Source organism: Caenispirillum salinarum (assembly GCF_044803115.1).
GTDB classification, from domain to species: Bacteria; Pseudomonadota; Alphaproteobacteria; order Rhodospirillales; family Rhodospirillaceae; genus Caenispirillum; species Caenispirillum salinarum_A.
This window is the reverse complement of the sequence record NZ_CP085224.1, coordinates 276,289-303,011: the sequence shown is the minus strand read 5'-3', so window position 1 is coordinate 303,011 and position 26,723 is coordinate 276,289. Positions and strand designations below refer to the sequence as shown.

24 protein-coding genes and 1 tRNA gene are annotated in these 26,723 nt (G+C 68.2%); 13 read left to right on the top strand and 12 right to left on the bottom strand.

Annotated elements, in window-relative coordinates:
• The first annotated feature begins 37 nt into the window (after positions 1 to 37).
• The 3 genes from LG334_RS01410 (at position 38) to LG334_RS01400 (ending at position 2,299) form a co-directional block, all read left to right on the top strand.
• On the top strand, positions 38 to 1,450 hold the full coding sequence (locus tag LG334_RS01410; protein ID WP_404382590.1) for a sensor histidine kinase: 1,413 nt from the start codon (positions 38 to 40) through the stop codon (positions 1,448 to 1,450).
• Positions 1,447 to 1,818, top strand: coding sequence for a response regulator (locus tag LG334_RS01405; RefSeq protein ID WP_404382588.1), 372 nt, complete (start codon positions 1,447 to 1,449; stop codon positions 1,816 to 1,818). Before LG334_RS01410 ends, LG334_RS01405 begins: the two co-directional genes overlap by 4 nt.
• Positions 1,819 to 1,897: 79 nt before the next feature.
• Positions 1,898 to 2,299, top strand: coding sequence for a DUF983 domain-containing protein (locus LG334_RS01400; RefSeq protein ID WP_404382586.1), 402 nt, complete (start codon positions 1,898 to 1,900; stop codon positions 2,297 to 2,299).
• 494 nt (positions 2,300 to 2,793) lie between these two features.
• On the opposite strand, the gene LG334_RS01395 is transcribed toward LG334_RS01400, so the two are convergent.
• On the bottom strand, positions 2,794 to 6,501 hold the full coding sequence (locus LG334_RS01395; RefSeq protein ID WP_404382584.1) for a vitamin B12-dependent ribonucleotide reductase: 3,708 nt from the start codon (positions 6,499 to 6,501) through the stop codon (positions 2,794 to 2,796).
• Between the two features lie 535 nt (positions 6,502 to 7,036).
• On the opposite strand from LG334_RS01395, the gene LG334_RS01390 reads away from it, so the two are divergent.
• The 4 genes from LG334_RS01390 to LG334_RS01375 are packed head-to-tail and all read left to right on the top strand — an operon-like array spanning position 7,037 to position 8,949.
• Positions 7,037 to 7,393: an NADH:ubiquinone oxidoreductase subunit NDUFA12 gene (locus LG334_RS01390; protein WP_404382582.1), complete on the top strand. Its 357-nt coding sequence runs from the start codon at positions 7,037 to 7,039 to the stop codon at positions 7,391 to 7,393.
• A 46-nt stretch (positions 7,394 to 7,439) separates the two neighbouring features.
• The gene (locus LG334_RS01385; RefSeq protein WP_404382580.1) at positions 7,440 to 7,988 is read left to right on the top strand and encodes an MlaD family protein; all 549 of its coding nucleotides are present in this window, start codon (positions 7,440 to 7,442) and stop codon (positions 7,986 to 7,988) included.
• Between the two features lie 23 nt (positions 7,989 to 8,011).
• A complete protein-coding gene (locus LG334_RS01380; RefSeq protein WP_404382578.1) occupies positions 8,012 to 8,467 on the top strand; it encodes an outer membrane lipid asymmetry maintenance protein MlaD in 456 nt (151 codons plus the stop codon).
• A gap of 56 nt (positions 8,468 to 8,523) precedes the next feature.
• On the top strand, positions 8,524 to 8,949 hold the full coding sequence (locus LG334_RS01375) for a DUF2155 domain-containing protein (RefSeq protein WP_404382576.1): 426 nt from the start codon (positions 8,524 to 8,526) through the stop codon (positions 8,947 to 8,949).
• On the opposite strand, the gene aat is transcribed toward LG334_RS01375, so the two are convergent.
• From aat to aroQ, 4 genes are all read right to left on the bottom strand, one after another.
• Positions 8,892 to 9,551 carry a leucyl/phenylalanyl-tRNA--protein transferase gene (gene aat / locus LG334_RS01370; protein WP_404382574.1) on the bottom strand — a complete coding sequence of 220 codons (660 nt, stop codon included), beginning with the start codon at positions 9,549 to 9,551 and terminating at the stop codon, positions 8,892 to 8,894. The genes LG334_RS01375 and aat overlap by 58 nt on opposite strands.
• A gap of 161 nt (positions 9,552 to 9,712) precedes the next feature.
• Positions 9,713 to 11,056, bottom strand: a complete 1,344-nt coding sequence (gene accC / locus LG334_RS01365) for an acetyl-CoA carboxylase biotin carboxylase subunit (RefSeq protein ID WP_404382572.1) — start codon at positions 11,054 to 11,056, stop codon at positions 9,713 to 9,715.
• Positions 11,057 to 11,069: 13 nt separating this feature from the next.
• A complete protein-coding gene (accB, locus tag LG334_RS01360) occupies positions 11,070 to 11,546 on the bottom strand; it encodes an acetyl-CoA carboxylase biotin carboxyl carrier protein (RefSeq protein ID WP_404382570.1) in 477 nt (158 codons plus the stop codon).
• Positions 11,547 to 12,011, bottom strand: coding sequence for a type II 3-dehydroquinate dehydratase (gene aroQ, locus LG334_RS01355; protein WP_404382568.1), 465 nt, complete (start codon positions 12,009 to 12,011; stop codon positions 11,547 to 11,549). It abuts the gene before it with no gap.
• Positions 12,012 to 12,284: 273 nt separating this feature from the next.
• On the opposite strand from aroQ, the gene thiS reads away from it, so the two are divergent.
• Positions 12,285 to 13,292 carry a sulfur carrier protein ThiS gene (thiS, locus tag LG334_RS01350; RefSeq protein ID WP_404386454.1) on the top strand — a complete coding sequence of 336 codons (1,008 nt, stop codon included), beginning with the start codon at positions 12,285 to 12,287 and terminating at the stop codon, positions 13,290 to 13,292.
• Between the two features lie 88 nt (positions 13,293 to 13,380).
• Here the strand turns inward: thiS and LG334_RS01345 are convergent, their stop codons facing one another.
• From LG334_RS01345 to LG334_RS01330, 4 genes are all read right to left on the bottom strand, one after another.
• The gene (locus tag LG334_RS01345) at positions 13,381 to 13,782 is read right to left on the bottom strand and encodes a bacteriohemerythrin (protein ID WP_404382566.1); all 402 of its coding nucleotides are present in this window, start codon (positions 13,780 to 13,782) and stop codon (positions 13,381 to 13,383) included.
• 102 nt (positions 13,783 to 13,884) lie between these two features.
• Positions 13,885 to 14,796 (bottom strand): universal stress protein, encoded by a 912-nt coding sequence (locus tag LG334_RS01340; RefSeq protein ID WP_404382564.1) that lies wholly within the window; start codon positions 14,794 to 14,796, stop codon positions 13,885 to 13,887.
• Positions 14,793 to 17,252, bottom strand: coding sequence for a Lon protease family protein (locus tag LG334_RS01335; protein WP_404382562.1), 2,460 nt, complete (start codon positions 17,250 to 17,252; stop codon positions 14,793 to 14,795). Before LG334_RS01335 ends, LG334_RS01340 begins: the two co-directional genes overlap by 4 nt.
• Positions 17,253 to 17,380: 128 nt before the next feature.
• Entirely contained in the window at positions 17,381 to 17,791 is a 411-nt protein-coding gene (locus LG334_RS01330; RefSeq protein WP_404382560.1) for a metallopeptidase family protein, read from the bottom strand.
• Positions 17,792 to 17,931: 140 nt separating this feature from the next.
• On the opposite strand from LG334_RS01330, the gene LG334_RS01325 reads away from it, so the two are divergent.
• From LG334_RS01325 to LG334_RS01315, 3 genes are all read left to right on the top strand, one after another.
• Complete coding sequence (locus LG334_RS01325) at positions 17,932 to 18,225, top strand: 4a-hydroxytetrahydrobiopterin dehydratase (RefSeq protein ID WP_404382558.1); 294 nt, start codon at positions 17,932 to 17,934, stop codon at positions 18,223 to 18,225.
• Between the two features lie 155 nt (positions 18,226 to 18,380).
• Complete coding sequence (locus LG334_RS01320; protein ID WP_404382556.1) at positions 18,381 to 18,899, top strand: hypothetical protein; 519 nt, start codon at positions 18,381 to 18,383, stop codon at positions 18,897 to 18,899.
• Positions 18,900 to 18,942: 43 nt separating this feature from the next.
• Entirely contained in the window at positions 18,943 to 19,551 is a 609-nt protein-coding gene (locus LG334_RS01315; RefSeq protein ID WP_404382554.1) for a class I SAM-dependent methyltransferase, read from the top strand.
• 40 nt (positions 19,552 to 19,591) lie between these two features.
• Here the strand turns inward: LG334_RS01315 and LG334_RS01310 are convergent, their stop codons facing one another.
• Complete coding sequence (locus LG334_RS01310; protein ID WP_404382552.1) at positions 19,592 to 21,733, bottom strand: M10 family metallopeptidase C-terminal domain-containing protein; 2,142 nt, start codon at positions 21,731 to 21,733, stop codon at positions 19,592 to 19,594.
• Between the two features lie 272 nt (positions 21,734 to 22,005).
• Between LG334_RS01310 and LG334_RS01305 the strand changes: the two genes are divergently transcribed.
• Together LG334_RS01305 and LG334_RS01300 are read left to right on the top strand one after the other, a co-directional pair.
• A tRNA-Ala gene (locus LG334_RS01305) sits at positions 22,006 to 22,081 on the top strand.
• 386 nt (positions 22,082 to 22,467) lie between these two features.
• The gene (locus LG334_RS01300) at positions 22,468 to 22,947 is read left to right on the top strand and encodes a CoA-binding protein (RefSeq protein WP_404382550.1); all 480 of its coding nucleotides are present in this window, start codon (positions 22,468 to 22,470) and stop codon (positions 22,945 to 22,947) included.
• Between the two features lie 92 nt (positions 22,948 to 23,039).
• Here LG334_RS01300 and gyrB read toward each other — a convergent pair whose 3' ends face one another.
• A complete protein-coding gene (gyrB, locus tag LG334_RS01295) occupies positions 23,040 to 25,481 on the bottom strand; it encodes a DNA topoisomerase (ATP-hydrolyzing) subunit B (RefSeq protein ID WP_404382548.1) in 2,442 nt (813 codons plus the stop codon).
• Positions 25,482 to 25,501: 20 nt separating this feature from the next.
• Positions 25,502 to 26,722 (bottom strand): DNA replication/repair protein RecF, encoded by a 1,221-nt coding sequence (gene recF / locus LG334_RS01290; protein WP_404382546.1) that lies wholly within the window; start codon positions 26,720 to 26,722, stop codon positions 25,502 to 25,504.
• Position 26,723 lies beyond the last annotated feature (1 nt).

The window sequence follows — 26,723 nt, the reverse complement described above, 5'->3', positions numbered from 1 at the left end:
GCCTTGACGTCATCTTTCATCCGCTGAAGGACCGGAAATGTCCGTGCCCGGCTCGGCCTCTTCCGCAGAGGATCAACACCTGCGAACTCTTTTCCAGACCGCACCGTTCCTTGTCGCCGCGACGGAAGGGCCGTTGCATCGCCTGGCCTGGAGCAACGACTGCTTTGCCGAGTTCTTCGGCGCGGCGGCCATCATCGGCGCGCCGCTGCACGATGCCGTGCCCGACCTGGTGGCGCAGCACGTTGTGGCGGCGATGGACGGAGTCTTCGCGGGCGGGAAATCCCGGGAGTTGCGGGCGGTGACCCTGAGCATCCCCACCGCCGGCCCGCCGCGCCGGCGGATGTTGAACCTGTCGGTGCATCCCCGGCACCGGGCGGACGGGGCCGTCGTCGGCCTGCACCTGCACGGCGCCGACGTCACCGGCGGCGGGCGCGAGCGGTCCGAGACCGCCCGCCGCGGGCAGGAACAGCGCACCGAGCTGGAAACGCTGTACAACAAGGCGCCGGTGGGGCTGGCGATGTTCGACCGCGACCTGCGCTTCGTGCGCGTGAACGAGCGCCTCGCCGAAATCAACGGCGTGCCCGTTGACGCCCACCCGGAGCGGCTGGTGTGGGACGTGGTGCCCGATCCCAACATCCGGCGCGCCGCCGAACCCCTGCTGCGCGGCATCCTGGAGACCGGCGAGGGACGCACCGTGGAACTGGAGGGCGAGACCCGAAGCCAGCCGGGGATCGTGCGCCAATGGATCGAGCATTTCTATCCCCTGATCGACGAGCAGGGCGACGTCGTGGGCGTCGGCGCGGTGGTGGAGGAAGTGACCGAGCGCCGCCGGGCCGAGCGCCAGCGCGCGGAGTCCGAGCACCAGCGCGAGATCCTGGTCCAGGAACTGGCCCACCGCGTCAAGAACACGCTGGCGACGGTGCAGAGCATCCTCATGAGCACGCTCAGGGGCCATGTGGAGCCGGCGCCGTTGAAGGTGCTGACGCAGCGGCTGGAGGCCCTGGCCCAGACGCACACCCTGCTGGCGGAGAACCGCTGGGCGGTGGACCTGGGGCTGCTGGCGCGTGGCGAGCTGGCGCCCTATGGGTCGCGGGCGCAGGCGCGGGGGCCTGCGGTGGCGCTGCACGCGCGCGCGGCTGTGGCCCTGACGCTGACCCTGCACGAACTGGCGACCAACGCCGCCAAGCACGGCGCCCTGTCCGATGGGACCGGGCGCGTCGATCTTTCCTGGGAGGTTGCGGCCGAAAGTGGCAACGACTCCCCTGTCTTGGAGGTTGTATGGAATGAGGCCGGCGGCCCGCCGGTGGCCGAGCCCGGCCGATCCGGCTTCGGGATCCGGCTGATCCGGCGGGTGGTGCCCCATGACCTGGGCGGAACCGTCGACCTGCGGTTCGAGCCGACCGGCGCCGTCTGCCGCCTGACCATGCCGATGCGCGAGGTGTCTCCGTGACCGACGACGACCGCCTTTCCGGCCTGCGCGTGCTGCTGGTCGAGGACGAGGCCCTGGTGGCCATGTACGTGGAAGACCTGCTGGAGGACGCGGGCTGCGAGATCGTCGGACCGGCGCCGCGGCTGGACGCGGCCCTGTCCGCCATCGCGACCGATCCCATGGATCTCGCGATCCTGGACGTCAACCTGAAGGGGGAACAGGTCTGGCCGGCGGCCGATGCCCTGAAGGCGCGCGGCGTGCCCTATGTCTTCCTGACCGGCTACGCCGCCGACACCGTGCCCGGCGCCCATGCCGGCGTCACCCGGCTGACCAAGCCCCTCAGGCCCTCGGACCTGTTCAGCACGCTGTACGCCGTCACCGGCCGGTGATTGCGCGGCGGGGGCGGGATGCGGCTATAGTGGACGGGTCCGCATCACCCTTCGACAGTCGAGGAAGACGCCCGCCGCCATGACGTCCTCCGACAGCCTTCGCACCGACGACCGCCCCGGCATCCGCCTCACCACCCTGTGGCGCGGCGCCCGCTGCCGCTGCCCGCGGTGCGGCGAGGGCCGGGTCCTGCACAGCTACCTGAAGGTGCGAGAGGCCTGCGCCGTCTGCGGCACCCGCTTCGGCCACCTGCGGGTGGACGACGGCGCGGCCTGGCTGGCGCTCAGCCTGGTGGGGCTGCTGGTGTTCCCGGCGCTGATGTACGTGGAGATCGCCCACCAGCCCGACGTGACGCTGACCATCATCGGGGCGGTGCTGGCGGCGCTGGTGCTCACCCTGGTGCTGCTGCCCGTCAGCAAGGGCATCATCCTCGCGGTGCTGTGGGCGCTGGAGCGCAAGGGGAACACGGTGCCGGATCAGTAGTGCGGGGGACGGGGCTTCCTGCTTTCGAAGGTGTCAGAAAATCGGCTGGTCGCCACCAGAGGTGTCGCAAGGGCGGCTGACGGAGTTCGTCGCCCCCTGCTTTGGCAGGGGCAGCGGTTTTTAAAGCTATTGTTTTACAGAGCAAAAAGGACCGTCTTTCCTGCGAAGGAACGGCTCCACATCCACTGCCAGATACGTGCTGAAGCACAGCAAGGCCCTCCGGCCCATTCCTTCACAGCGTTGAAATCCGCGTCCATTACCGGTGGACACCGACCCGTCGCAGCCACGAAAAAGGCCGCCCCGGTTGCCCGGTGGCGGCCTTTCTCAGCGCGGGCGGCAGGGAGAGAGAAGAGGAAACCCGATCCCCGCCGCGCGCCGTCTTGTATACCGTCTACAGCCGGAAGGGAAGGTCCGGCCGCCGGACTTATGGCGTCCGGTCGGCCGGTTCCCCGAGGCTCTCTCTCCTCTCGGCCCTGGGTCGGGCCGGCTGCCGGTTACGAGCAGCCGGTGGTCGACCCGCAGCTGTCGCACTTCAGGCAGGTGCCGTTGCGCACCAGCGTGAAGTTGCCGCATTCGGGGCAGTTGTCGCCCTCGTAGCCCTTCATGCGGGCTTCCGCCACCCGGCTGGCGCGGCCCGAGGCCGAGCCCACCGCCGCCGAGGTCGCGCCGGCGGCCGAGACGCTGGCCGTCGCCGCCGCCGTGGCGGTGTGGCCGTGGCCGTCGGTGCCCGTGGCGCGCGCGGTGACGGAGAAGCCTTCTTCCTTCTCGCGGTTGGCGGCGCGGTTCAGGACATAGAGGTTCGACCGCACATAGCCCTTGGAGATGCCGCGCTCCAGCGCCGTTTCGCCCCATTCCTCGATGTCGCCCTCGTCGTGGCCGCCACCCATGACGTCGTGGCCGATGCTTTCAGGGTCCACATGGGCCAGCTCGTTGCGGGCCAGGTAGCTGATGGCGAGTTCGCGGAACAGGTAGTCGATGATGCTGGTCGCCATCTTGATGGTGGCGTTGCCCTCGACCATGCCCGACGGCTCGAAGCGGGTGAAGGTGAAGGCCTCCACGTATTCCTCCAGCGGCACGCCGTACTGCAGGCCGATGGACACCGCGATGGCGAAGTTGTTCATCAACGAGCGGAAGGCTGCGCCCTCCTTGTGCATGTCGATGAAGATTTCGCCCAGCTTGCCGTCCTCGTATTCGCCGGTGCGGAGATACACCTTGTGCCCGCCGACGACGGCCTTCTGGGTGTAGCCCTTGCGGCGGTCCGGCATGCGGCGGCGCTGCGCGGTGTAGCGCTCGACGATGCGCTCGGCCATGACCTCGGCCTTCTGCGTCGGGGTCGGCGCGGCGGCCAGGGCCTCGGTGATCGTCGGCTTCTCGGCCTCGGCCTCGTCGTCGTTGTCGGCCTCGGGCAGCTCGTCCAGCACGGCGGCGGCGAGCGGCTGGCTCAGCTTCGATCCGTCGCGGTACAGCGCATTCGCCTTGATGCCCAGTTGCCACGACAGCATGTAGGCCTGCTTGCAGTCCTCGATGGTCGCCGAGTTCGGCATGTTGATGGTCTTTGAGATCGCGCCCGTGATGAAGGGCTGCGCCGAGGCCATCATGCGGATGTGCGCCTCCGCCGTCAGGTAGCGCTTGCCGATTCGGCCGCAGGGGTTGGCGCAGTCGAACACCGGCAGGTGTTCGGGCTTCAGGCCCGGCGCGCCTTCCACGGTCATGGCGCCGCAGACGTAGGTGTTCGCCGCCTCGATCTCGGCCTTGGTGAAGCCCAGCGCCGACAGCATGTCGAAGGCGAAGTCGTTGAGCTGCGCGTCGGTGAGGCCCAGCGTCTTCTTGCAGAACTCTTCGCCCAGCGTCCACTTGTTGAAGGCGAACTTGATGTCGAAGGCGCTTTTCAGCGCGCCCTCCAGCTTCTCAAGCTGGTCGGCGCCGAAGCCCTTGGCCTTGAGGCTTTCCGCGTTGATGTGCGGGGCACCCTTCAGCCCGCCGTGGCCGACGGCATAGTTGATGATGCCGTCGATGGTGGCGTCGTCGTAGCCCAGCGTGCGGAGGGCGGTGGGCACCAGGCGGTTGATGATCTTGAAGTAGCCGCCGCCGGCCAGCTTCTTGAACTTCACCAGGGCGAAGTCGGGCTCGATGCCGGTGGTGTCGCAGTCCATCACCAGGCCGATGGTGCCTGTCGGGGCGATGACGGTGGTCTGGGCGTTGCGGAAGCCGTGCTCGGTGCCCAGCTCCAGCGCGCGGTCCCAGGCCCACTGGGCCGCCTCGACCACCTCCCCGTCGGGGCAATGGGCGCCGTTCAGCGCGATCGGCTTGATGGACAGGCCCTCGTAGCCGGTGTGCTCGCCGTGGGCGGCGCGACGGTGGTTGCGGATGACCCGCAGCATGGCGTCGCGGTTCTCGTCATAGCCGGCGAAGGCGCCCAGCTCCTGCGCCATCTCGGCCGAAGTGGCGTAGGACACGCCCGTCATCAGGGCGGAGATGGCGCCGCAGAGCGCGCGGCCGGCGTCGGAGTCGTAGGAAATGCCGTTGGCCATCAGCAGGCCGCCGATGTTGGCGTAGCCCAGGCCCAGGGTGCGGAACTTGTAGGACAGCTCGGCGATGCGGTCGGCCGGGAACTGGGCCATCAGCACGCTGATCTCCAGCACCACCGTCCACAGGCGGCAGGCGTGCTCGAAGGCCTTGACGTCGAAGCTGCCGTCCTCGTTGCGGAAGGTCAGCAGGTTCAGGGACGCCAGATTGCAGGCCGTGTCGTCCAGGAACATGTATTCCGAACAGGGGTTGGAGCCGTTGATGCGGCCCGACTCGGGGCAGGTGTGCCACTCGTTGATGGTGGTGTCGAACTGCAGGCCCGGATCGGCGCAGGACCACGCGGCATAGCCGATCTTGTCCCACAACTCCTTGGCCTTGACCGTGTCCTTGACCTTGCCGGTGGTGCGGCTGCGCAGGGTCCAGTCCTCGTCGCGGGTGACGGCGTCGAGGAAGTCGTTGGTCACGCGCACGCTGTTGTTGGAGTTCTGGCCCGAGACGGTCAGGTAGGCTTCCGAATCCCAGTCGCTGTTGTACTCGGGGAAGATGATCTCGTCATGGCCCTGGCGCGCGAACTGGATGACGCGCTGGATGTAGTTCTCCGACACCAGCGCCTTGCGGGCGGCGATGATGGCCTTCTTGAGCGCGCGGTTGACCTTGGGGTCGAAGCGCTCCTCGCCGTCGGCCGCGCCGTCCCATTCCTTCGTCGCCTTCATGATGGCGTTGAGGTGGCGGTTGCACTGCTTGGAGCCGGTGACCAGGGCGGCAACCTTCTGCTCCTCATGCGTCTTCCAGTCGATGAAGGCTTCGATGTCGGGGTGGTCGACGTCGACGATGACCATCTTGGCCGCGCGCCGCGTGGTGCCGCCCGACTTGATGGCCCCGGCGGCGCGGTCGCCGATCTTCAGGAAGCTCATCAGGCCCGACGACTTGCCGCCGCCGGCCAAGCGCTCGCCCTCGCCGCGCAGGGCGGAAAAATTGGTGCCCGTGCCCGAGCCGTACTTGAACAGGCGCGCCTCGCGCACCCACAGGTCCATGATGCCGCCGTCGTTCACCAGGTCGTCCTGGATGGACTGGATGAAGCAGGCATGGGGCTGGGGGTGCTCGTACGCCGACTGGGACTTCACCAGCTTGCCGGTCTTGTAGTCCACGTAGGAATGCCCCTGGGCCGGGCCGTCGATGCCATAGGCCCAGTGCAGGCCGGTGTTGAACCACTGCGGAGAGTTGGGGGCGCCCATCTGGGTGCACAGCATGAAGCGCATTTCGTCGAAGAAGGCGCGGGCGTCCTCTTCCGTGTCGAAATAGCCGCCCTTCCAGCCCCAATAGGTCCAGGTGCCGGCCAGGCGGTCGAACACCTGCTTGGCGCTGGTCTCGCCGGTCTCGCGCGCATCTTCCGGCAGCTTGGCGAGGGCCGCGGCGTCGGGGGCCTTGCGCCACAGCCAGGAGGGAACGTCGTTCTCTTCCACCGGCGTCAGCGCGGCGGGGACGCCGGCCTTGCGGAAATACTTCTGCGCCAGCACGTCGCTGGCCACCTGCGACCAATCGGCGGGGACCTCGATCTCGTCGGCCTTGAAGACAACCGACCCGTCCGGGTTGCGGATTTCGCTGGACGTGTGGCGGAAGCCGATGTCGGCGTAGGGCGACTGGCCCTCCTGCGTGAACAGGCGACGGATCTGCATGGCAGGTGTTCCCCTAGATGTTGTGTTCGGCGGGCGGTGCCGCGACGTGACCTCTGACGGCCTCGTTCCCCCTCGGCCGGGCGGCGCGCCGATTGTCTCCTCAGCGTCGCCGACAGGGACTGAGCCTAGGCGAACGTCATAGAGCGGGCAACTGAATTTTGTGCTTGCAATGCCGGTGTAACACTAGATGTGGGATAGCCTGTGGATATATCGGGGGATGGACCGGGGAAGGCGCGGAACAACCGCCGGCGCCGCCCGGTTTCCCTGCGGCTTGCAGGCGGTGGACGGGCGCGGCCGGCGTTATCCACAGCTGTGGAGGAATCCTTGAGTGGCGCAAGCGGCCACCACATGTAGTCCCAGGGGCCCGCCCGGCCGGCCCCTGGCCGCGACGGTGCTGGACGCGGGCCGCGCTTTACGCCATAGTGCGGCCCGATCCGCCGTCCGGTGCTTCCGGTCGGCCGGCCCGTTTTGTTCAAGAGGCTCCCGCGCCCGATCCCGCGCGGGCTGAAAGCGTACCCACCGGAGCGACCGTCACATGATCACCGGGACCCTGTTCACCACGTGGCTCAAGGGCGAGTTCGTCGGCAAGGACCAGTACGGCAACCGCTACTTCCAGGAGCGCAAGCAGCCGAAGCCCGGCCGGCGCCGCAGGCGGTGGGTGCTGTACAACGGCAAGATCGAGGCGTCCAAGGTCCCGCCGGAATGGCATGCCTGGCTGCACTACACCACCGCCGAGCCCATCAAGGTCGACGAGAAGAAGCCCTGGATGAAGGAGCACCTGCCCAACCTGTCCGGCACGGTGAACGCCTACGTTCCCAGCGGCGACGACCGCCGCGGCGGCAAGCGCGACAAGGGCACCGGCGACTACGAGGCCTGGACCCCCGGCTCCTGACGGGGCGGGCGGTCGATATGCCCGCGACTCGGGCGGCGTCGTCATCATGAACAGTCGCGCCAGGGAAACCCTCTACGGCACGCTCACGGTCGGCCTCCTGGCGGCTCTGCTGACGTTCAACGTCCTGGAGCGCCATGAGACGGCCGTCGTGCAGAACGGCCTCGTGACGCTGACCGCCACCTTCAACCGGGTGGACGGCCTGGCCCAGGGCGCGTCCGTGCGCATGGCCGGCGTGCCGGTGGGCGTGGTCGACGAGATGCGCCTGACCGACCGCTTCGGTGCCCAGGCCGTGCTGAAGGTGCGGGAGGACGTGCCCCTGCCCGACGACACGGCCGCCATCATCGAGACCGAGGGCCTGTTCGGCTCCAAGTACATCGAATTGCAGCCCGGCGGGTCACTGGACAATCTTCAGCCCGGCGACACGATCAGATTCACCCAGGATTCGGTGATTCTGGAGGAGCTGCTGTCCAAGATCATCGCGCGCGCCAAGGCCGCCCGCGGGGTGAGCGCCGACCAGCCGGTGGACGGCGGGAACGGCGCGGACGCAACAGGCGCCGGCGGCGGCGGCAATCCGTTTCCGTCCCTTTCGGACTGACGCGGCGCAGGGGGAGGCAAGGCATGGGACGCAATCCGATCGAGACGATCCTGGGCGCGGTGGTGCTGGTGGTGGCGGGCCTGTTCCTGGCCTTCGCCTATTCCATGGCCGACGTGCAGAGCGTCGACGGTTACCCGCTGACCGCGGTGTTCAACAAGACCGGCGACCTGACTGTCGGCGCCGATGTCCGCGTGTCCGGCATCAAGGTCGGCACGGTCACCGAACAGCGCCTGGACACGGAAACCTTCCGTGCGCGCGTCGCCATGACCATCACGCCGGACGTGAAGCTGCCCGTCGACTCCACGGCCTCCATCGTTTCCGACGGTCTGCTGGGCGGCCAGTACGTGAAGCTGCAGCCCGGTGCCGCCACGGAAAAGCTGCAATCGGGCGCCACCATCGACAACACCGAGGACTTCCAGGCCCTGGAGGACATGGTGGGCGACATCATCTTCCTCGCCACGCAGGGCGGCACGCAGTAGCCCGCGCCCGCCGCCCGGCCGGTTCCGCCGATTCGTCAATGGATGTGCCTGTTCCCATGCCGCTGACCCGTATGCCGCCGCTGAAGAACGCCCTTTCCGCTCTCGCCGCAATTCTCGTCGCCACGGTCGCGGTTTCGCAGCCGAGCGCCGCCGCCGACCTGGAGGGCGACATGGCCGTCCTGCAATGGCTGGACAAGGTGACGGCGCGGGTTTCCACCATCGAGGCCCCGGTGGGCGAGACGGTGCGAATCGGCACGCTGGAAATCATGGTCCGCGCCTGCCGCTACCGCCCGCCCGAGGAAACACCGGAAGAGGCGGCCTTCCTGGACATCACCGAAAGCAAGCCCGGCGCGCCGTCGCAAGAAGTCTTCCGCGGCTGGATGTTCGCCTCCAGCCCCGCGCTGTCGGCCATGGAGCACCCCATCTACGACGTCTGGGTGCTGGACTGCTTCAGCAGGGAAACCACCCGCGCCGGCGGATAGTCGCCGTCGAACCGCGCCTGCCGCTTCAGCGCGTCGTTCAGCTGGCGGTGATAGGCCGCCCGCGGGATCTCGATGGCGCCGAAGCGTTCCAGGTGCTCGGTGATGAACTGGGTGTCCAGCAGCGTGAACCCGCCGCCGATCAGCCGCGCCACCAGATGGCAGAGCGCCACCTTGCTGGCGTCGGAGACGCGCGAGAACATGCTCTCGCCGAAGAACGCCGAGCCCAGCCGCAGCCCGTAGAGCCCGCCCACCAGCTCGCCGCCCAGGCGGCACTCCACACTGTGGGCATAACCCATGCCGTGCAGGTCGACGAACAGTTCGGCGATCTTGTCGTTGATCCAGGTTTCCGAGCGCCCCGGCGCCGGTGCGGCGCAGCCCTCCAGGACACCCTCGAAATCGCGGTCCACCGAAACCTCGAACAGACCACGCCTGAGCGTCTTGATCAGGGACTTGGGAACGTGGAAGGCATCCAGCGGAATGATGCCCCGCTCGTCGGGGTCGACCCAGTACAGGGTGCGGCCCCGGCGGGAGCGCGCCATGGGGAAGACGCCGCTGGCGTAGGCGCGCAAGAGGAGGTCCGGCGTGACGGGCAATTCGGTCATGTGCTCTGGCCGGCCCTCCGTTGGCTTTATGCGCTGCGGCGCGGGGCGCCGAAGCTGCGCCGTGTGCCCTGCACACGCCTTTCGGCTCCGCGCCCCCAATTCGCCTTTTTCAGCGCGCGGACGACCGGAAAAGGTTTCCGCGCGCTTCAGCGACCACCTCCTCAGACCTCCCCGGCGACGAACTTCTCGAGCCAGCGGATGTCGTAGGCGCCGTTCTGGAAGTCCTGCACCTCCATCAGCCGCTGGTGCAGCGGGATGGTGGTCTTGACCCCGTCGACGACGTACTCGCCCAGGGCGCGCTTCAGCCGCATCAGGCATTCCGTGCGGTTGTTGCCCTGTACGATGAGCTTCGCGATCATGCTGTCGTAATGGGGCGGGATAGACAAGCCCGCATAAAGCCCACTGTCGACGCGGACACCCAGACCGCCCGGCGCGTGGTAGCCCTGGATCTTGCCCGGATTGGGGGCGAATGTCTCGGGGTCCTCGGCGTTGATGCGGCACTCGATGGCGTGGCCGGTAAAGAAGATGTCGTCCTGGGTGTAGCCCAGCGGCGCCCCGGCCGCGATGCGGATCTGCTCGCGCACCAGGTCGATGCCGGTCACCGCCTCGGTCACCGGGTGTTCCACCTGCAGGCGGGTGTTCATCTCGATGAAGAAGAACTCGCCGTTCTCGTACAGGAACTCGATGGTGCCGGCGTTGCGGTAGCCGAGCCGCGTCATGGCGTCGACGGCCACCTTGCCGATGGCCCGGCGCTGATCGTCGTTGAGCGCCGGGGAGGGGGCTTCCTCCAGCACCTTCTGGTGCTTGCGCTGAAGCGAGCAGTCGCGCTCGCCCAGATGCACCACGGTGCCGTGGTTGTCGCCCAGCACCTGGATCTCGATGTGGCGCGGGTTGCCCAGGTACTTTTCCATGTAAACTTCGGGATTGCCGAAGGCGCTCTTGGCCTCGGTGCGCGCCGTCGACCAGGCTTCCAGCAGTTCCGACGGGTCGCGGGCCACCTTCATGCCGCGCCCGCCGCCGCCGGCAGAGGCCTTGATGAGAACGGGGTAGCCGGTCTCCTCGGCGACCTTCCGGGCCTCTTCGGCGCTTTCCACCGCACCGGCGGAGCCCGGCACGCAGGGCAGGCCGCTTTCCAGCGCCGCCTTCTTGGCCGTGACCTTGTCGCCCATCATGCGGATATGGGCCGGCGAGGGGCCGATCCAGGTGAAGCCGTGGTCCTCCACCATTTCGGCGAAGTCGGCGTTTTCCGACAGGAAGCCGTAGCCGGGATGGATGGCGTCCGCCCCGGTGATGGTGGCGGCCGACAGCACGGCGGCGCGGTTCAGATAGCTTTGCGACGCGGGCGCCGGGCCGATGCACACGCTCTCGTCGGCCAGCCGGACGTGCATGGCGTCGGCGTCGGCGGTGGAGTGCACGGCGACCGTCTTGATGCCCATCTCGCGGCAGGCGCGGTGGATGCGAAGCGCGATCTCGCCGCGGTTGGCGATGAGGACCTTGTCGAACATGCGCTTTAGCCGATCACTCGATGATGCAGAGGGGCTCGCCGAATTCCACCGCCTGGGCGTCGTCGGCGAGGATCTTCGTCACGGTGCCGCTCTTGGGCGCGCGCACCGGGTTGAAGGTCTTCATGGCCTCGATCAGGAACAGGGTCTGACCTTCGGAAACCTTGGCGCCTTCGGCGATGAAGGGCGCGGCACCCGGCTCGGGCGAATTGTAGAGCACGCCGACCATGGGGCTGGTCACCGCTCCGGGGTGCTTGGCGGCGTCTTCGGCCGTGGCCGGAGCCGGAGCCGGCATGGCGGCGGCGGCCGGGGCGGGCGCCGGCATGCCGGCGGACTGCGGGGCGGCCATGATCGTCTGGCCGGAGATGCCGCCGCGGGCGACACGGATGCGGACGGTCTCGGTCTCGTACTCGATCTCGGACAGACCGGTCTCGTCCAGCAGGGTCGCGAGGTCGCGGACCGCGGCGCTGTCGATCGTGGGCTTGCTGGTCATCTACTCTTTCTCTTTCCGTGATGCGACGAGGCGGGCCAGGGCGTCCAGGGCCAGCACGTAGCCGTGCGACCCGAACCCGCAGATCATGCCGACGGCGGCCTTCGACACATAGGAATGGTGCCGGAAGGGCTCGCGCTTGTGGATGTTGGACAGGTGAACCTCCACGACGGGCGTCTCGCAGGCGGACAGCGCGTCGAGCAGGGCCACGGATGTGTGCGTGTAGGCCGCGGCATTGAGAATGATGCCGGCGCAGGACCCGGCGGCGCGGGCCTCCTGCACCCAGTCCACCAGGGTCCCCTCGTGGTTGGTCTGGCGGAAGTCCACATCGAAGCCCAGACGGCCGGCGTGGCCGATGCACAGCGCCCGGATGTCGTCGAGGGTCTCACGGCCGTAGATTTCCGGCTGGCGGGTGCCCAGCAGGTTCAGGTTGGGGCCGTTGAGGATGAGGACGGTGGAGGGGGTCACGCGCGCAGGTGCCGTCTCTGTTGCCGTGGCGAATGCGGGGCGACGGGGCGGCCGGCTGGCGCCGGTCGAGTCGCCGATTGCCTAGTCGTATAGCAGGGCAAGGGCTCTGGCAACGCCTCAGTTCACGCGCGCGGGCGCGGGGTCCGCGCGCCATGCGCCGCGTGCATGACTGCCGCCCTGCGTCACCAACCGTTGCGATGCGTGCGGCGTCGCACCATACTCTGGCGCAAACAATCACGCCTTTTTCCGATGCAGGAAGTCCGCCTCATGTCCATGCAGGTCACCATCAACGGCGAGCCGCGCCCGCTGAACGAACCCACCACCGTGGAATCCCTTCTGCGGTCGCTGGACATCGATCCCCGCAAGGTGGCCGTGGAGCGCAACCGCGAGATCGTGCCGAAGTCCAGCTTCGACACCACGCCGGTGGGCGACGGCGATCAGCTGGAGATCGTCCACTTCATCGGCGGCGGCGCCCCGGACACCACGCCCGACGGCGCCGCGCACCTGGATGCCGACGATTTCTTCGAGGTGGCGGGCCGCCGGTTCCGCTCGCGCCTCCTGGTCGGGACCGGCAAGTACAAGGACTTCGACGAAACCCGCGACGCCATTGAGGCGAGCGGAGCCGAGATCGTCACCGTCGCCGTGCGCCGGGTGAACGTCACCGACCCCAAGCAGCCCATGCTGGTCGATTACGTCGACCCCAAGGTCTACACCTACCTGCCCAACACGGCCGGCTGCTTCGACGCCGACACCGCCGTGCGCACCCTGCGCCTGGCCCGCGAGGCGGGCGGCTGGAACCTGGTGAAGCTGGAGGTCCTGGGCGACCAGAAGACGCTCTATCCCAACGTCACCGAGACGCTGGCCGCCGCCGAGGCGCTCATTGCGGACGGCTTCGACGTGATGGTCTACACCAACGACGATCCCATCATGGCCAAGCGCCTGGAGGATGTCGGCTGCTGCGCCATCATGCCGCTGGGCTCGCTGATCGGCTCGGGCCTCGGGATCATGAACCCGGTCAATATCCGCCTGATCAAGGAAAGCGTGTCGGTGCCCGTGCTGGTGGACGCCGGCGTCGGCACCGCGTCCGACGCGGCGGTGGCCATGGAACTGGGCTGCGACGGCGTGCTCATGAACACCGCCATCGCCGGCGCCAAGGACCCCATCAAGATGGCCAAGGCCATGAAGCTGGCGGTCGAGGCCGGGCGCCTGTCCTACCAGGCCGGCCGCATGCCCAAGAAGATGTATGCCGACCCGTCCAGCCCGCTGGCCGGTCTCATCTGACTGACCGGCCGCACCCAACCGACCCCGGCGCCAGGACCATTCGGGACGGCGCCGGGCGGCCCCGTCCTCAGCCCTCAGTCCTCAGCCCTCAACCCTTCAGGTACGGCTTGTAGCCCATGTCGTGCTTGAGAATGTGGTCCAGCAGCCAGCGCTTCAGGAACTCGGTGACCTCACCGAAGTTCAGAAGGTCGGGCTCGCGGCGGTAGAGGTCGTAGATTTCCCGCGCCACCTTCTCCAGGTCGCGGTGCATCTTCTTGTGGCTGTCGGTCAGCGGATAATCGGTGGCGCCGAATATTTCTTCCTCGCGGCGGAAATGGCGCTCCACGTAGTCCACCAGCTGTTTCATGCACTGGCCGATCTGCGCGTTGCTGACCTGCGGCGCATTCTTCATGTCGTAAACCTGGTTGGTGATGTTCACCAGCATCTGGTGGTCGTAGTCGATGGCCGTATGGCCGATCAGGAAGTCGTCGGTCCACTGGATCAGCGGCATTGGTCCAAGCCTCTCGCCCTCGGTCTCGCCCGCCGCACCACGCGGCAGGCCTCCCCCGTCCGCACGCACCGCGTGTCTGGTGACACGTTCTTGTCGCTGCGGTCAGCGGACCAATAGGACCGAGCACCCCAACCGGTCAATCAGGTCAGGGGTCGATAGGCCAAGCGTCATGGACAGTTGGGCCGGAAGAACCAGAAGCGCCTCGGGAAACTCGGCAATCCGGACCAGCCGCGCCAGGGTGAGCGGCGGCAGCGCCTGCACGCGCGGCACCACGTCATGCACGGCGCATAGGTCCCGCGCCGCCGGAGCCAGCGTGTCGGCATCGCCGAAGGCCAGCACGGCGACACGCTCCGCCGGGCCGCCCTCGGCCAGGGTGCAGGCGGCGTCCAGGGCGCGGCGGGCGGCGTCGGAGCCGTCGAAGGGCACCAGCAGGGGGGCGTCGGCTTCCAGCTCGCCGCGCACCACCAGCACCCGGTCGGCCGAGGGGTCTTCCGTCAACGCCCGCGCCGTGGACCCCAGCCGGATGCCGTGGGCGCGGTGCCAGCGGGCGCGGCTCTGGCCCGTCCAGCCCACCACCAGCAGGGACGGCGCCGCCTCGTCGGCGACGGCGCGCAACTCCCGCGTCACGCCGCCGCGGCGGCTGCGGAAGACCAGCTCCGCGTCGCCGTCCCCGCCCGCGCGGTGCCGCAGCAGGGTCTTGACCGCCTCCACGGCGTCGCGGGCGGCGCGGGCCTGGGCGGCCAGCGCCGCGGTGATGGTGTCAGGCGCCAGCGCCAGCGGGCGGGACCGGGCGGTGAGGCCGCAGACGGTCACCGCGCCCGGGTGCGAGGACAGGCGCGCCACCGCCGCGTCCTCCACATGCACGACGTCCACCCGCACACCCCAGCGCCGCGCCACCACGGCCGCCATCCGCAGGCCCCAGACCGACAGCGGCGAGGCGTCCAGCCCCACTACGATGGCGCGCCGGCGCGATTGCGGCCGGCGGCCCGTGTCCTCTGCCGGGGCGGCGCTCATCGACCGCCTCCCGGGCCGTTGCCGTTGCCGCCACCCCCGCCTGCGCGCGTCAGTTCCATGACCCGGCGGCGCCACGCGGCCAGGCGGGCGGCGACGCGCCGGTTGATGGTGCCGGTCGGCCATTCCGAACCGCCGTCGATGCCGGATTCGGTCGGCGCGCCGGCCGGAATGCCGGTCAAAATCTCGATGCCTTCGTCGACCGTGTCCACGGCATAGATGTGGAAACGGCCGTCCGCGCAGGCCTGACGCACGTCCTCGCGCAGCATCAGGTGCTTGACGTTGGTGGCGGGGATAAGCACGCCCTGGTCGCCGGTCAGGCCGCGCGCGGCGCAGACGTCGAAAAAGCCTTCCACCTTCTCGTTCACGCCGCCGATGGCCTGGACCTGGCCGAACTGGTTGACCGAGCCCGTCACCGCCAGCCCCTGCCGGATGGGCGCCTCCGCCAGCGCCGAGAGCAGGGCGTACAGCTCGGCGCAACTGGCGCTGTCGCCGTCGATCAGGCCGTAGGACTGTTCGAACACCAGGCTGGCGTTCAGGCTCAGGGGTCCCGACTGCCCGAAGCGGGCGGCCAGGAAGCCCGACAGGATCATCACGCCCTTGGAGTGCAGGGCGCCGCCGGTCTGCACCTCGCGTTCGATGTCCAGCACCTCGCCCCGGCCCATGCGGGCGCGGCAGGTGATGCGCGACGGCCGGCCGAAGGCGAAGGTGCCCAGTTGCAGCACCGCCAGCCCGTTGATCTGGCCGGCTTTCTCGCCCTCTGTGTCGACCAGCAGGGTGCCGCGGGCGATTTCCTCCTGGATGTGCTCGCGCACGCGGTCGGTGCGGTAGGTCTTGGCGTCGATGGCCGTCTGAACGTCGGCCCGCTCCACCACCTCGGCCCCGCGCTTGCCGGCCCAGTAGTCGGCCTCGCGGATCAGGTCGCCGAGCGACCCCATGTGCGTCGTCAGGCGCTCGCTGTCGTCGGCGAGCCGGGCCGCCTGCTCCACCGCCCGGGCCACCGCGGAGCGATGCAGCGGCTTCAGGCCGTCGCGCCGCGCCATGGTGCCCAGCAGGTGCGCGAGCTTGGTCACCGTCTCGTCGGTGCGGTGCATGCGGAAGTCGAAATCGGCCTGCACCTTGAACAGCTCGCGGAACTCGGGATCGTGGTGGCTGAGCAGGTAGTAGACCATGGGCTCGCCGATCAGCACGACCTTGAGGTCCAGCGGAATGGGCTCGGGCTCGAGCGACGTGGTGGTGAAGATGCCCCAGGCCGATCCCGGCGCCTCGATGCGGGCCTCCTTGTTGCGCAGCGCCCGCTTAAGGTCCTCGTAGGCGAACGGCTGCATGAGCAGCTTGCGCGCGTCGATCACCAGGTATCCGCCGTTGGCGCGGTGCAGGGCGCCGGGACGGATGAGCGTGAAGTTGGTCACCAGCGCGCCGTATTGCTGCTGGTGCTCGATGCGGCCGATCACGTTGGGCTGGGTGGGATGGTCCTCCACCACCACGGGGGCGCCGTTGCCGTTCTCGTGGCCCACCAGCACGTTGACCTTGTAGTCGTCCAGCCGCAGTTCCTTCCGCCCGCCGACCTGCTGGCGCAGGGCGCTGGGAAGCTGGCGCAATTCCTCTGATTCGGGCAGGAAGTCCTCGACCCGCTCCACGATGGCGCTGCGCACCCGATCCAGGTGCTTGAGCACCGCCGGGCAGTCCTTCCACTGCTCCTTCAGGTCGTCGATCTGGTGGCCGACGGCGTATTCCGTCACCTCCTCGTCCAGCGCGCGCACCTTTTCGCGCTGCTCGCGCTCCCACCGGGGAAGCTGGCGCATCTGCTGTTCCAGCTCCTCCTGCAGGTGCTCCATGGTGTCCTTGCGCTGCTTGCGCTCGTCCTCGGGCAGCTCGTTGAAGTCCTCGGGGCTGATGACCTCGCCGTCCTTCATGGGCGCCAGCGCCAGCGCCTGCGGCGTGCGCACCAGCGCCACGCCGTTCTCGCGCGCCTTGTCCTGAATCTCGCCGAAGGCCTTTTCCTGGCGCTCCTTGAACTCGTCCTCGATGGCCTGCCGGCGGGTGCGGTACTCGTCGCCCTCGAAGGCCGCGGGAATGGCCGCCTGCATGTCCTCCACCAGCCGGTCCATGGCGCGCTGGAAGTCGCGGGCCCGCCCGCCCGGCAGACGCAGCGCGCGCGGGCAGTTGGGATCATCGAAATTGTGGACGTAGGCCCAGTCCGACGGCCGCGGCTGCTGCTCGGCGGCGCGGCCGATGAAGTGGCGGATCAGGCTGGTCTTGCCCGTGCCCTCGGGCCCGGCGGCGAAGATGTTGAAGCCGTCGGCGCGGATGCCGATGCCGAAGTCGACCGCCTCCACCGCGCGATCCTGGCCGACCGTCTCGTCCTGGTCGGGCAGCTCCTTGGTCGTCTCGAAGCCCAGGCGGTCTTCCGGGCAGGGGGTATAGAGCCGGTCGCAGGAGAGCGGTGTCAGGGGCATGCGGCGGGCCTTTCCGGATGGTTTCAATGCGTGGGGGTGCATCAGTTGCGCGGAGCCGAAGGCGTGTGCGGAGCACACAGTGCGACCCCGCGCCGGTCAGCCGCGACCGCGCCTGACCGGAATATGGTCTAACTGTTCTCGATGGCCTCCATGTCCTCGTCCGAGAAGCCCAGGTGGTGGCCGATTTCGTGGATCAGGACATGGCGCACCACATGCCGCAGGTCCTCGCCGGTCTCGCACCAGTAGTCCAGGATGGGCCGGCGGTAGAGGAACACCATGTCCGGTTCGGTACGCATGTCGAACAGGCTTTGCTTGTCCATGGACACGCCGGAATACAGGCCGAGCAGCTCGTAAGGGCTTTCCAGGCCCATCTCGGCCTCGATCTCCTCGTCGCAGAAGTCGACGACGCGGATCAGCAGTTGGTCGACCACCTGCGAAAACGGCGATTCGCGCAGGTCCCTGAGGACCTCGTTGGCCATCTCCTCGATGTCGCCGATGGTGGGAGAATGGCAGGCGCGGCGGTCGGCTGTATCGGGCATGGGTTTCCCTGGCTGGTTTGAACGTCTGCGGTTGATGGCGGCGGGCGTCGGGCTCACATCAGGTGGGCCGGCACGAACTCCCGCCCGTCCCAGTGTGCACCGCCGGCGCACGTCTGCCAATCAACGTCAAGGAGCCGCCCATGGCCGAGAAATTGACCCCGGAAGCCCGCGCCGCCGCCCTGGCCGACCTGCCGGGCTGGAGCCAGGACGACAACCGCGACGCCATCCGGCGCCGGTTCTCCTTCAAGACCTTCAACCAGGCCTTCGGCTTCATGACCCGGTGCGCGATGGTGGCTGAAAAGATGGACCACCACCCGGAGTGGTTCAACGTCTACAACACCGTCGACGTCACCCTGTCGACCCACGACGCCGGCGGCCTGACGGATCTGGACGTCAAGCTCGCGCGGTCCATGAACCGCATCGCCGAGGGCTGACGGCCATTCCCGGCGCCGTCGAAACGAACGGCTTGCGCGCTTTGCCCTGGGCTTCTTCCCCGTCTCGCGTTAGCTTCCACCATGACAGCCGGTCCGTCGGAGAACGGAGCGGCCGAAGAGAGTAGAGACAGCCTCACAGCCCTGGGGGATGACCCATGAGGAGCCTTCGCCGTTCCTTTCGTCCGCGCCGCATGGCCGCCGCGGTGGCCGTGGCCGCCCTGCTGACCGCCGCCGCCGGCGCCAATCCCGCCGCCGCCTCGTCCTGCGCCGATCGCGACGAGGCTGCGGCGCTGCACGTCCGGTCGCTGCAAACCTGGATGGTGGTCGCCTCGCTGACCTGCGGGTCGGTGGACGCCTACAACGATTTCGTCCTGAAGTTCCGCCCCGCGCTGCAGCGCCACGGCGATGCGCTGATCGGCTATTTCCAGCGCACCTACGGCGGCCAGGGCACGTCGAAGCTCAACCGCTACGTCACGCTGTTGGCCAACCAGGCCTCGGCGCTCAGCCTCAAGGACCGGGGGTCGTACTGCACCCGCACCGCCGAAATGTACGACGAAATGCAGGACGGCGTGTCGCTGACCCAGTTGGAAAGCTATTCGGCGGAAAACGTCGGCCTGCTGGCCGTGGAGCCGAAAAGCTGCATGTCGGAAAACCTGGTGGTGTCGCTGAAGTAGGCGCCGCCCCGACTCGAAGCCGACGATCTGGAAGGCGCACGGAATGGAATCCCGAACGCACTGGCAGCGGGTCTACGAGACCAAGACCGAGGACGAAGTTTCCTGGTTTCAGGATACGCCGGCCGTTTCCGCCGACCTGATTTCATCCGTCGCACCCTCCGGAGCAACGGTCATCGACGTCGGCGGCGGAGCATCACGGCTCGTGGACCGGCTGGTGGCGGACGGATATCAGGTGACGGTGCTCGACATCGCCGATGCCGCCCTGGCAAAAGCCAGAACGAGACTGGGAGCCGCCGCGCACTCGGTGGACTGGGTGGCAGCCGACATAACGCAGTGGCAGCCCGTGCACCGGTTCAAGGTGTGGCACGACCGCGCGCTGTTCCACTTTCTCGTCAAGCCAGAGGATCGGCGGGCGTACCTGAGGCTGGCCTCGACGGCAATCGAGGACGGCGGTTTCGCGATCATCGGCACGTTCGCCTCCGACGGGCCGCAACGGTGCAGCGGCCTGCCCGTCCGCAGGTATGATCCTGAAGATCTGGCCGCCGAGTTCGGGCCGGCCTTCGAGCATGTGAACGATCTGCGCCATGACCATGCGACGCCATCGGGCAGCGTTCAGCGCTTTCAGTTCACGGTCTTGAGGAAGTTGCCATAGAAGTCCGGAACCATAGTTCCGCGGGACCTTGGGGTCTTCCTCAGCCGAACAACTGAAGGATCGAGCGCGCGTTGCCGTTGGCGATGGACAGGCTTTGCTGGGCAAGCTGCTGCTGCACCTGAAGCGCCTGACTGCGGGCCGAGGCCTCGACCATGTCGGTGTCCACCAGCACGCCGATGCCGGCCAGCAGGTTCTGCATCAGCGTCTCGTTCATGGACAGCACGCTGTCGAGCCGCGTCGCGGTGTTGGCGTAGTCGGTGGCGGCGTCGATGGTGCGCTGCATGGCGACGTCGATCATCTCCTGCAGGCCCAGTTCCAGCGAAATGCTGTAGTCGCCGGGATTGTCGGCGGCCGCCGCTTCCTCGGCCGAGATGGGCGGCATGAGGTCGCTGACGTCCACGTCGCCGTCGTCGAACCGCAGCACCTGGATGTTGCTGAGCGTGTCGACCCCGTCGGCGCCGGTGATCTTGACCGTGCCGTCGCCCTGGTCGGCGATCGTGTACTGGTCGGCATTGCCCGAGAACACAGCGACGTTGATGCCGGCCCCGCCGTCCATGGTGTCGTTGCCGGCGCCGCCGGTGAACACGTTGTCGACGTCGTTGCCCTTGATGGTGTCGTTGCCCGAGCCGCCGACGACGTTCTCGATGTAGGTGCCGTAGGCGATGCCCAGCGTCTCGTTCTCGGTCACCGTACCCTCGAAGGTGACGGTGGTGCCGATGTCGCTGTAGGTGCCGGGCGTCAGGTCGATGTCCAGCGCGGCCGTCTTGTTGGACAGGTCGATGGTGTCGGTGCCGCCGCTGTCCCACAGGGTTTCGAAGGCGTCGCCGGTCCAGGAATAGGTGGTGTCGCCGCCATTGCCGCCGCCCGCACCGTAGATGGCCTGCAACGCCGCGATGTCACCCACCATGAAGCTGGTGGGGAAATAGGTCGCCCCGTAGCCGTCGTTGGTGTCGCCGGCGAAGTCCTTGTAGCTCATCACGCTGTATTTGAGGTGGTCGATGTCGGCGCCGTCATAATTGTACTCGCCGTCGATGTTTTCCTCGTGCGGATGCTTCAGGCCCAGCGCGTGCCCCAGCTCGTGAATGATGGTCAGGTTTGCGTAGCTGCCGGCCGAGGGCGTGGCGTAGTTGGTGGTGACGTAGCTGGAAATCCACATGTCGCCCGCCTCGGCATAGTCGCCGGGCAGGTAGGCATGGGCCGTATCGGGGTCGGCCGAGGGATCGTTCCACTGGGCGAACCGCAGGTCGCCCGCCAGGTCCGCCGTCTCCGTCACTTCGCTGAAGGTGATCCCCGTGATCCCCGAGGCATAGGCCATGATGTCGCGGATGGCGCCTTCGTAAGCGGTGCTCAGATCGGCGTCGGAGGCCGTCTCGCCGTTGCCGTAGCCGGCCTTGTAGGTGGAGGCGGCATTGTGCAGCGAGTAGGTCAGGTCCGGCCCGGCGGACCCCGCCGCGCCCCAGCGGGTGCCGTAGGTGAGCATCTTGACGAAGTCGCTGGCGCCGTCGAGGACGTTGACCCCGCCCGTGGCCGCAATGGCGCCATTGATGCCGTCGCTGCCGCCCGGGCCGGTGCGGCCGGCGCCAAGACTCAGCGCGTCGTTGCCGAAGGTGGCGCGGCCGTTGTCGGGGTTCTCGCCCGGGTCGGCCGCTGCCGTCACCTGCGGCGCCACGATGTCGGCCTTGGCCTTGACGGCGTCCAGCCCCAGCGTCTGGGCCGTCACCTCGGTGCCGCCCATGGTCAGGCTCTCGCCGTTGGCGCCGATGATCACCCGGCGCTCGGCGCCGTCCAGAAGCGTCGCGCCGTTGAAGCTGGTGTCGCCCAGAATGCCCTCGGCCTGGTCCATCAGGTCCTTGATGTCGGCCGAGATCAGCGCGCGGGCGCGCACGTTGTCCGGCCGCTCCAGCAGCGCCGACTTGGCGCGGGCGCGGTCCAGAAGCTCGGTCACCTGATTGAAGGCGGAATCGATGGTGGCCAGTTCCGCCTGGGCGCGGCTGATGCCGTCGTTCACCACGCGCAGGGTGCTGACGTCGGAGCGCAACGCCGTCGACACCTTCCAGATGGCGGCGTTGTCCTTGGCGTTGGAGACCTTGAGCCCCGTGGCGATCGCCGTCTGGTTGGCCGCGACGTCGCGATCCAGCCCCTGGAGAATACGCAGGGCCTGCATGGATGATGTATTGGTCAACAGCGAAGACACTGTTCTGTCCCCCTTCTCCGTCGGCCGGCGGTTTTAGCTGGCGGATTCTGACGGATATTTCCCTCAAATTCGATATTAAGGCGTAGGCGGCCCCGCCCAAAGCACAAAGAAATGGCCCCTGCAAAGCAACCGGGCCGGGTGTAGCCTAAGATGGCGGATGGGTTGCATTTTTTTCTTGATCCGGCGGACGGCTTTCCCTATGTTCCGCGCACTTCACGGGGGCGCTCCCGACACCCGCCGCCCGTGACTCGGACAGATCCGGGGCTGTAGCTCAGTTGGGAGAGCGCTACAATGGCATTGTAGAGGTCAGGGGTTCGATTCCCCTCAGCTCCACCAGATTTCAGAAACCCGCCGGCTGGCAACAGCGGCGGGTTTCGTCTTTCAAGGCCGGTGATCGAACCCCTGCCCGTGGGCGAGCGCCCCTCCGGGGCGACGGTTCGATTCCCCTCAGCTCCACCAGATTTCAGAAACCCGCCGGCTGGCAACAGCGGCGGGTTTCGTCTTTCAGGGCCGGTGATCGAACACCTGCCCGTGGGCGAGCGCCCCTCCGGGGCGACGGTTCGATTCCCCTCAGCTCCACCAGGTTTCAGAAACCCGCCGGCTGGCAACAGCGGCGGGTTTCCTCTTTCAGGGCCGACGGCCGGATGCGGTGCGTTTTGCAAAGCCCGGCGACCCTCGGGCGTTGAAGGGATACATATCCTTGCAACGAGGGAGGGACAGCCATGACCACCGAGTTCCGCCATACCGACGACGTCATTCCCGCCGATCCCAACGAGAAGATCGACTACCCCGACGACTACCTGCGCGACATTCTGAAGGATGTCTTCAAGGTCGCCACGCTGGGCTACCACCCCGACCTGGAAAGCGCACAGTACACCGAGCGCCTGAAGGCCAATGGCTTCCACGTGGTGCCGGTGAATCCCAAGCTTGCAGGCGAGATGCACGTGGACGAAGTGGTGCCGGCGCGCATTTCCGACATTCCGTCCAAGGTGGACATGCTCCAGGTCTTCGGCGGGCCGGAAGATGCCATGTACGCCGCCGAAGGTGCGGCAGAGGCCAAGGACAAGACGGGCCTCAAGGTGCTGTGGCTGGAGCCCGGCACCTGGAATCCGGAAGCCGCCCGCAAGGCCGAAGCCGCAGGCCTTCGCGTGGTGATGGGCCTGGACGCCGCCGAACAGGCCGAAAGGCTGAAGGTGCGATAGGCAGCCGCCGCCGGCCATCACATGAAATCACCCGCCCCATAGCTGGGGCGGGTGATTTGTCTTTCGTCCCTTGATGATGAGCGGGAACCCGCTCACACGTCCAGGTTCGTCACGTTCAGGGCGTTGTCCTGGATGAACTCGCGGCGCGGCTCCACGATGTCGCCCATCAGGGTCGAGAAAACCTCCTGCGCCTCGTCGGCGTGGGCGACCTTCACCTGGAGCAGGCGGCGGACGTTGGGGTCCAGCGTGGTTTCCCACAGCTGGCCCGGGTTCATCTCGCCCAGACCCTTGTAGCGCTGGAACGACGTGCCCTTGCGGCCGGCTTCCATGAAGGCGTCCATCAGGCCGACGGGGCCGCGGATGTCGCGCTCCAGGCCCTTGATGCTCAGGCGCGCCACCTTGTAGTAGAACTCCTTCAGCTCCTCGGCCATGTCGTTCAGGCGCCGCGCCTCGGCGGAATGCACCGCCTGGGCGTCGATGACGTGCGTCTCCATCACGCCGCGCAGGGTGCGGGTGAAGACGATGGCGCCGTCCTCCTGCACTTGGCCGTGCCAGCCCTTGTCGTGCTCGCCCTCCTGCAAGTCCAGGCGGCGGGCGACGTATTCCGCCGCCTCCGTCCCCTTGGCGGGGTCGGCGAGCGTTTCCGGGTTGAAGGCGCCGGCGATGGCCACCTGCTCCAGCAGGCGCACGGGCACACGGCGGGTCATGCCGAACAGCAGGCTGCGCACCTGGCGCGCCTTCTCCACCAGCGAGCGCAGGTCGTTGCCGCCGATCTGCGCGCCGGAGTTCAGCGTCATCACCGCATCGTCGATGGAGATGTTGATGAGGTGGTCTTCCAGCGCCTTGTCGTCCTTCAGGTAGATCTCGCTGTTGCCGCGCTTGGCGCGGTACAGCGGCGGCTGGGCGATGTAGAGGTGGCCGCGCTCCACGATTTCCGGCATCTGGCGGAAGAAGAAGGTCAGCAGCAGGGTGCGGATGTGGCTGCCGTCCACGTCGGCGTCGGTCATGATGATGATCTTGTGGTAGCGCAGCTTTTCCACGTTGAAGTCGTCGCGCCCGATGCCCGTGCCGAGCGCCGTGATCAGCGTGCCGATTTCCTGGCTGCCCAGCATCTTGTCGAAGCGCGCGCGTTCGACGTTCAGGATCTTGCCGCGCAGGGGCAGGATGGCCTGGAAACCGCGGTCGCGGCCCTGCTTGGCGGAGCCGCCGGCCGAATCACCCTCCACGATGAACAGTTCGGACTGCGCCGGGTCGCGGTTCTGGCAGTCGGCCAGCTTGCCGGGCAGCGAGGCGACGTCCAGCGCCCCCTTGCGCCGCGTCAGTTCGCGGGCGCGGCGGGCGGCCTCGCGGGCGGCGGCGGCCTCCACCACCTTGCCGACGATCTTGCGCGCCTCGTTGGGGTGTTCCTCGAACCACTGCGCCATGCGCTCGGCCACGATGGCCTCCACCGCCGGGCGGACCTCCGAACTGACCAGCTTTTCCTTGGTCTGGCTGGAGAACTTGGGGTCGGGCACCTTGACCGACAGCACGCAGGTCAGGCCCTCGCGCATGTCCTCGCCGCTGGGCTGGACCTTTTCCTTCTTCATCAGGCCCGATTCGTTGGCGTAGGCGTTGATGGTGCGCGTCAGCGCGCCGCGCAGGCCGGCCAGGTGGGTGCCGCCGTCCTTCTGCGGGATGTTGTTGGTGAAGCACAGCACGGACTCGTGGTAGGCGTCCGTCCATTCCAGCGCCACTTCCACCGACACGCCCTCCTTCTCGCCGGCCACCGCGATGGGCGGCTCGTGCAGGGGCTGCTTGGAGCGGTCGAGGTACTTCACGAAGGCCTCGATGCCGCCCTCGTAGTGGAATTCCGTCTGCTTTGGCTCGGCGTGGCGCTTGTCCTGCAGCACCAGGTAGACGCCCGAGTTCAGGAACGCCAGCTCGCGCAGGCGGTGCTCCAGCGTGTTGAAGTCGTACTCGGTGATGGCGAAGACCTGGGGGCTGGCCTTGAAGGTGATCTCGGTCCCCGACAGGGGCTTCTCGCGCCGCTCGTCATAGGGCGCGTCGCCGATCTCCTCCAGGTGGCGGACCGTTTCGCCGTCCTCGAAGCGGGCGACGTATTCCTTGCCGTCGCGCCAGATGCGCAGCTCCAGCCACTCCGACAGGGCGTTGACCACGGAAACGCCCACGCCGTGCAGGCCGCCGGAAACCTTGTAGCTGTTCTGGTCGAACTTACCGCCGGCGTGCAGCTGGGTCATGATGACCTCGGCCGCCGAGACGCCTTCCTCCTTGTGGAGGTCGACGGGGATGCCGCGCCCGTTGTCGCGCACCGTGACCGAGCCGTCGCCGTTGAGGATGACCTCCGAGCGGTCGCACCAGCCGGCCAGGGCCTCGTCGATGGCGTTGTCCACCACCTCGTAGACCATGTGGTGCAGGCCCGAGCCGTCATCGGTGTCGCCGATGTACATGCCGGGGCGCTTGCGCACCGCCTCCAGTCCCTTCAGCACCTTGATGCTGCTGGAGTCATAGACGGGAACGGTCGAAGGCTCGCTCATGATCGGGACTCTCAATCCAGTTAATGCAGGGGCGCGGGCACGGCGGCCCCGTCCCTCACGGTAAAGTGTTGCGCGCGATCACCGAATCCGGCGAACAGCGCGTGATCGGTTCCGGTCAGCCAGCTCTGCGCGCCCAGCGCCGCCAGCCGGTCGAACAGGGCGCGGCGGCGGGCGTCGTCCAGATGCGCCGCCACCTCGTCCAGAAGCAGCATCGGGGCCATGCCCCGCAGGTCCGCCTGCACGCTGGCCTGAGCCAGCACCAGGGAAATCAGCACGGCCTTCTGCTCGCCGGTGGAGCAGCGCTCGGCCGCGACGTTCTTGCCCGCGTGGCGCACCTTCAGGTCGGTGCGGTGCGGGCCCTCGGCGGTCACGCCGGCCTCGGCATCGCGCCGGCGGTTGCCCGCCAGCAAGGCGCGCAGCCTGTCCTCGGCCTCCAGCGCCGGCATGGCGTCGAGCCACGACTCGACAACGCCGTCGAGCGCCGCCTCGGCCCGCGGAAAAGGCCCCTCCGCCGCCGCCAGGGCAGCACCCAGGCGCTGCATCAGGTCGCGGCGGGCAGCGGCGACGGCGACACCGTGACCGGCCATGGCATCCTCCAGCCCGTCGAGCCAGGCGCGGTCCATGCGGCCCTCGCGCATGAGGCGGTTGCGGTTGCGCATGGCCGTCTCATAGGCGTTCAGGCGGCCGGCGTGGTCCGGGTCCAGGCCGTAGACCATGCGATCCAGGAAGCGGCGGCGGGCGCTCGCGCCCTCCTGGAACAGGCGGTCCATGTCGGGCGTCAGCCACAGCGCCGTGACGAATTCGCCCAGTTGCGTCTGGCTGCGCGCCGCCTCGCCGTCGATGTGGACGGTGCGGCGGTCGGATTCGCCGGCCTCGCGCCCCGTGCCGATGGTCACCTCGCCCAGCGGCCCGCGCACCCGCGCGGCCACCGCCCAGGCGCCCTGGGGCCCGCCGGCCGCGCCCTCGCGCGTGATCTCCGACAGCTTCGCCCGCCGCAGGCCCCGGCCGGGCGCCAGGAAGGAGAGCGCCTCCAGCAGGTTGGTCTTGCCCGCACCGTTGGGGCCGGTCAGCACGACCGGGCGCAGGTCCGCCTCCATGCGCATGCGGGCGTAGGAGCGGAAGTCGGTGAGCGTCAGGCGCGTCACGCCGATGCGCTCCCGCTCCACCGGCGGAGCGGACGGGCCGCCGCCGGAACCGGGCGCGTCGCCGGGCGCAAGGAAGAGACGCGGATCGTCACGCAAG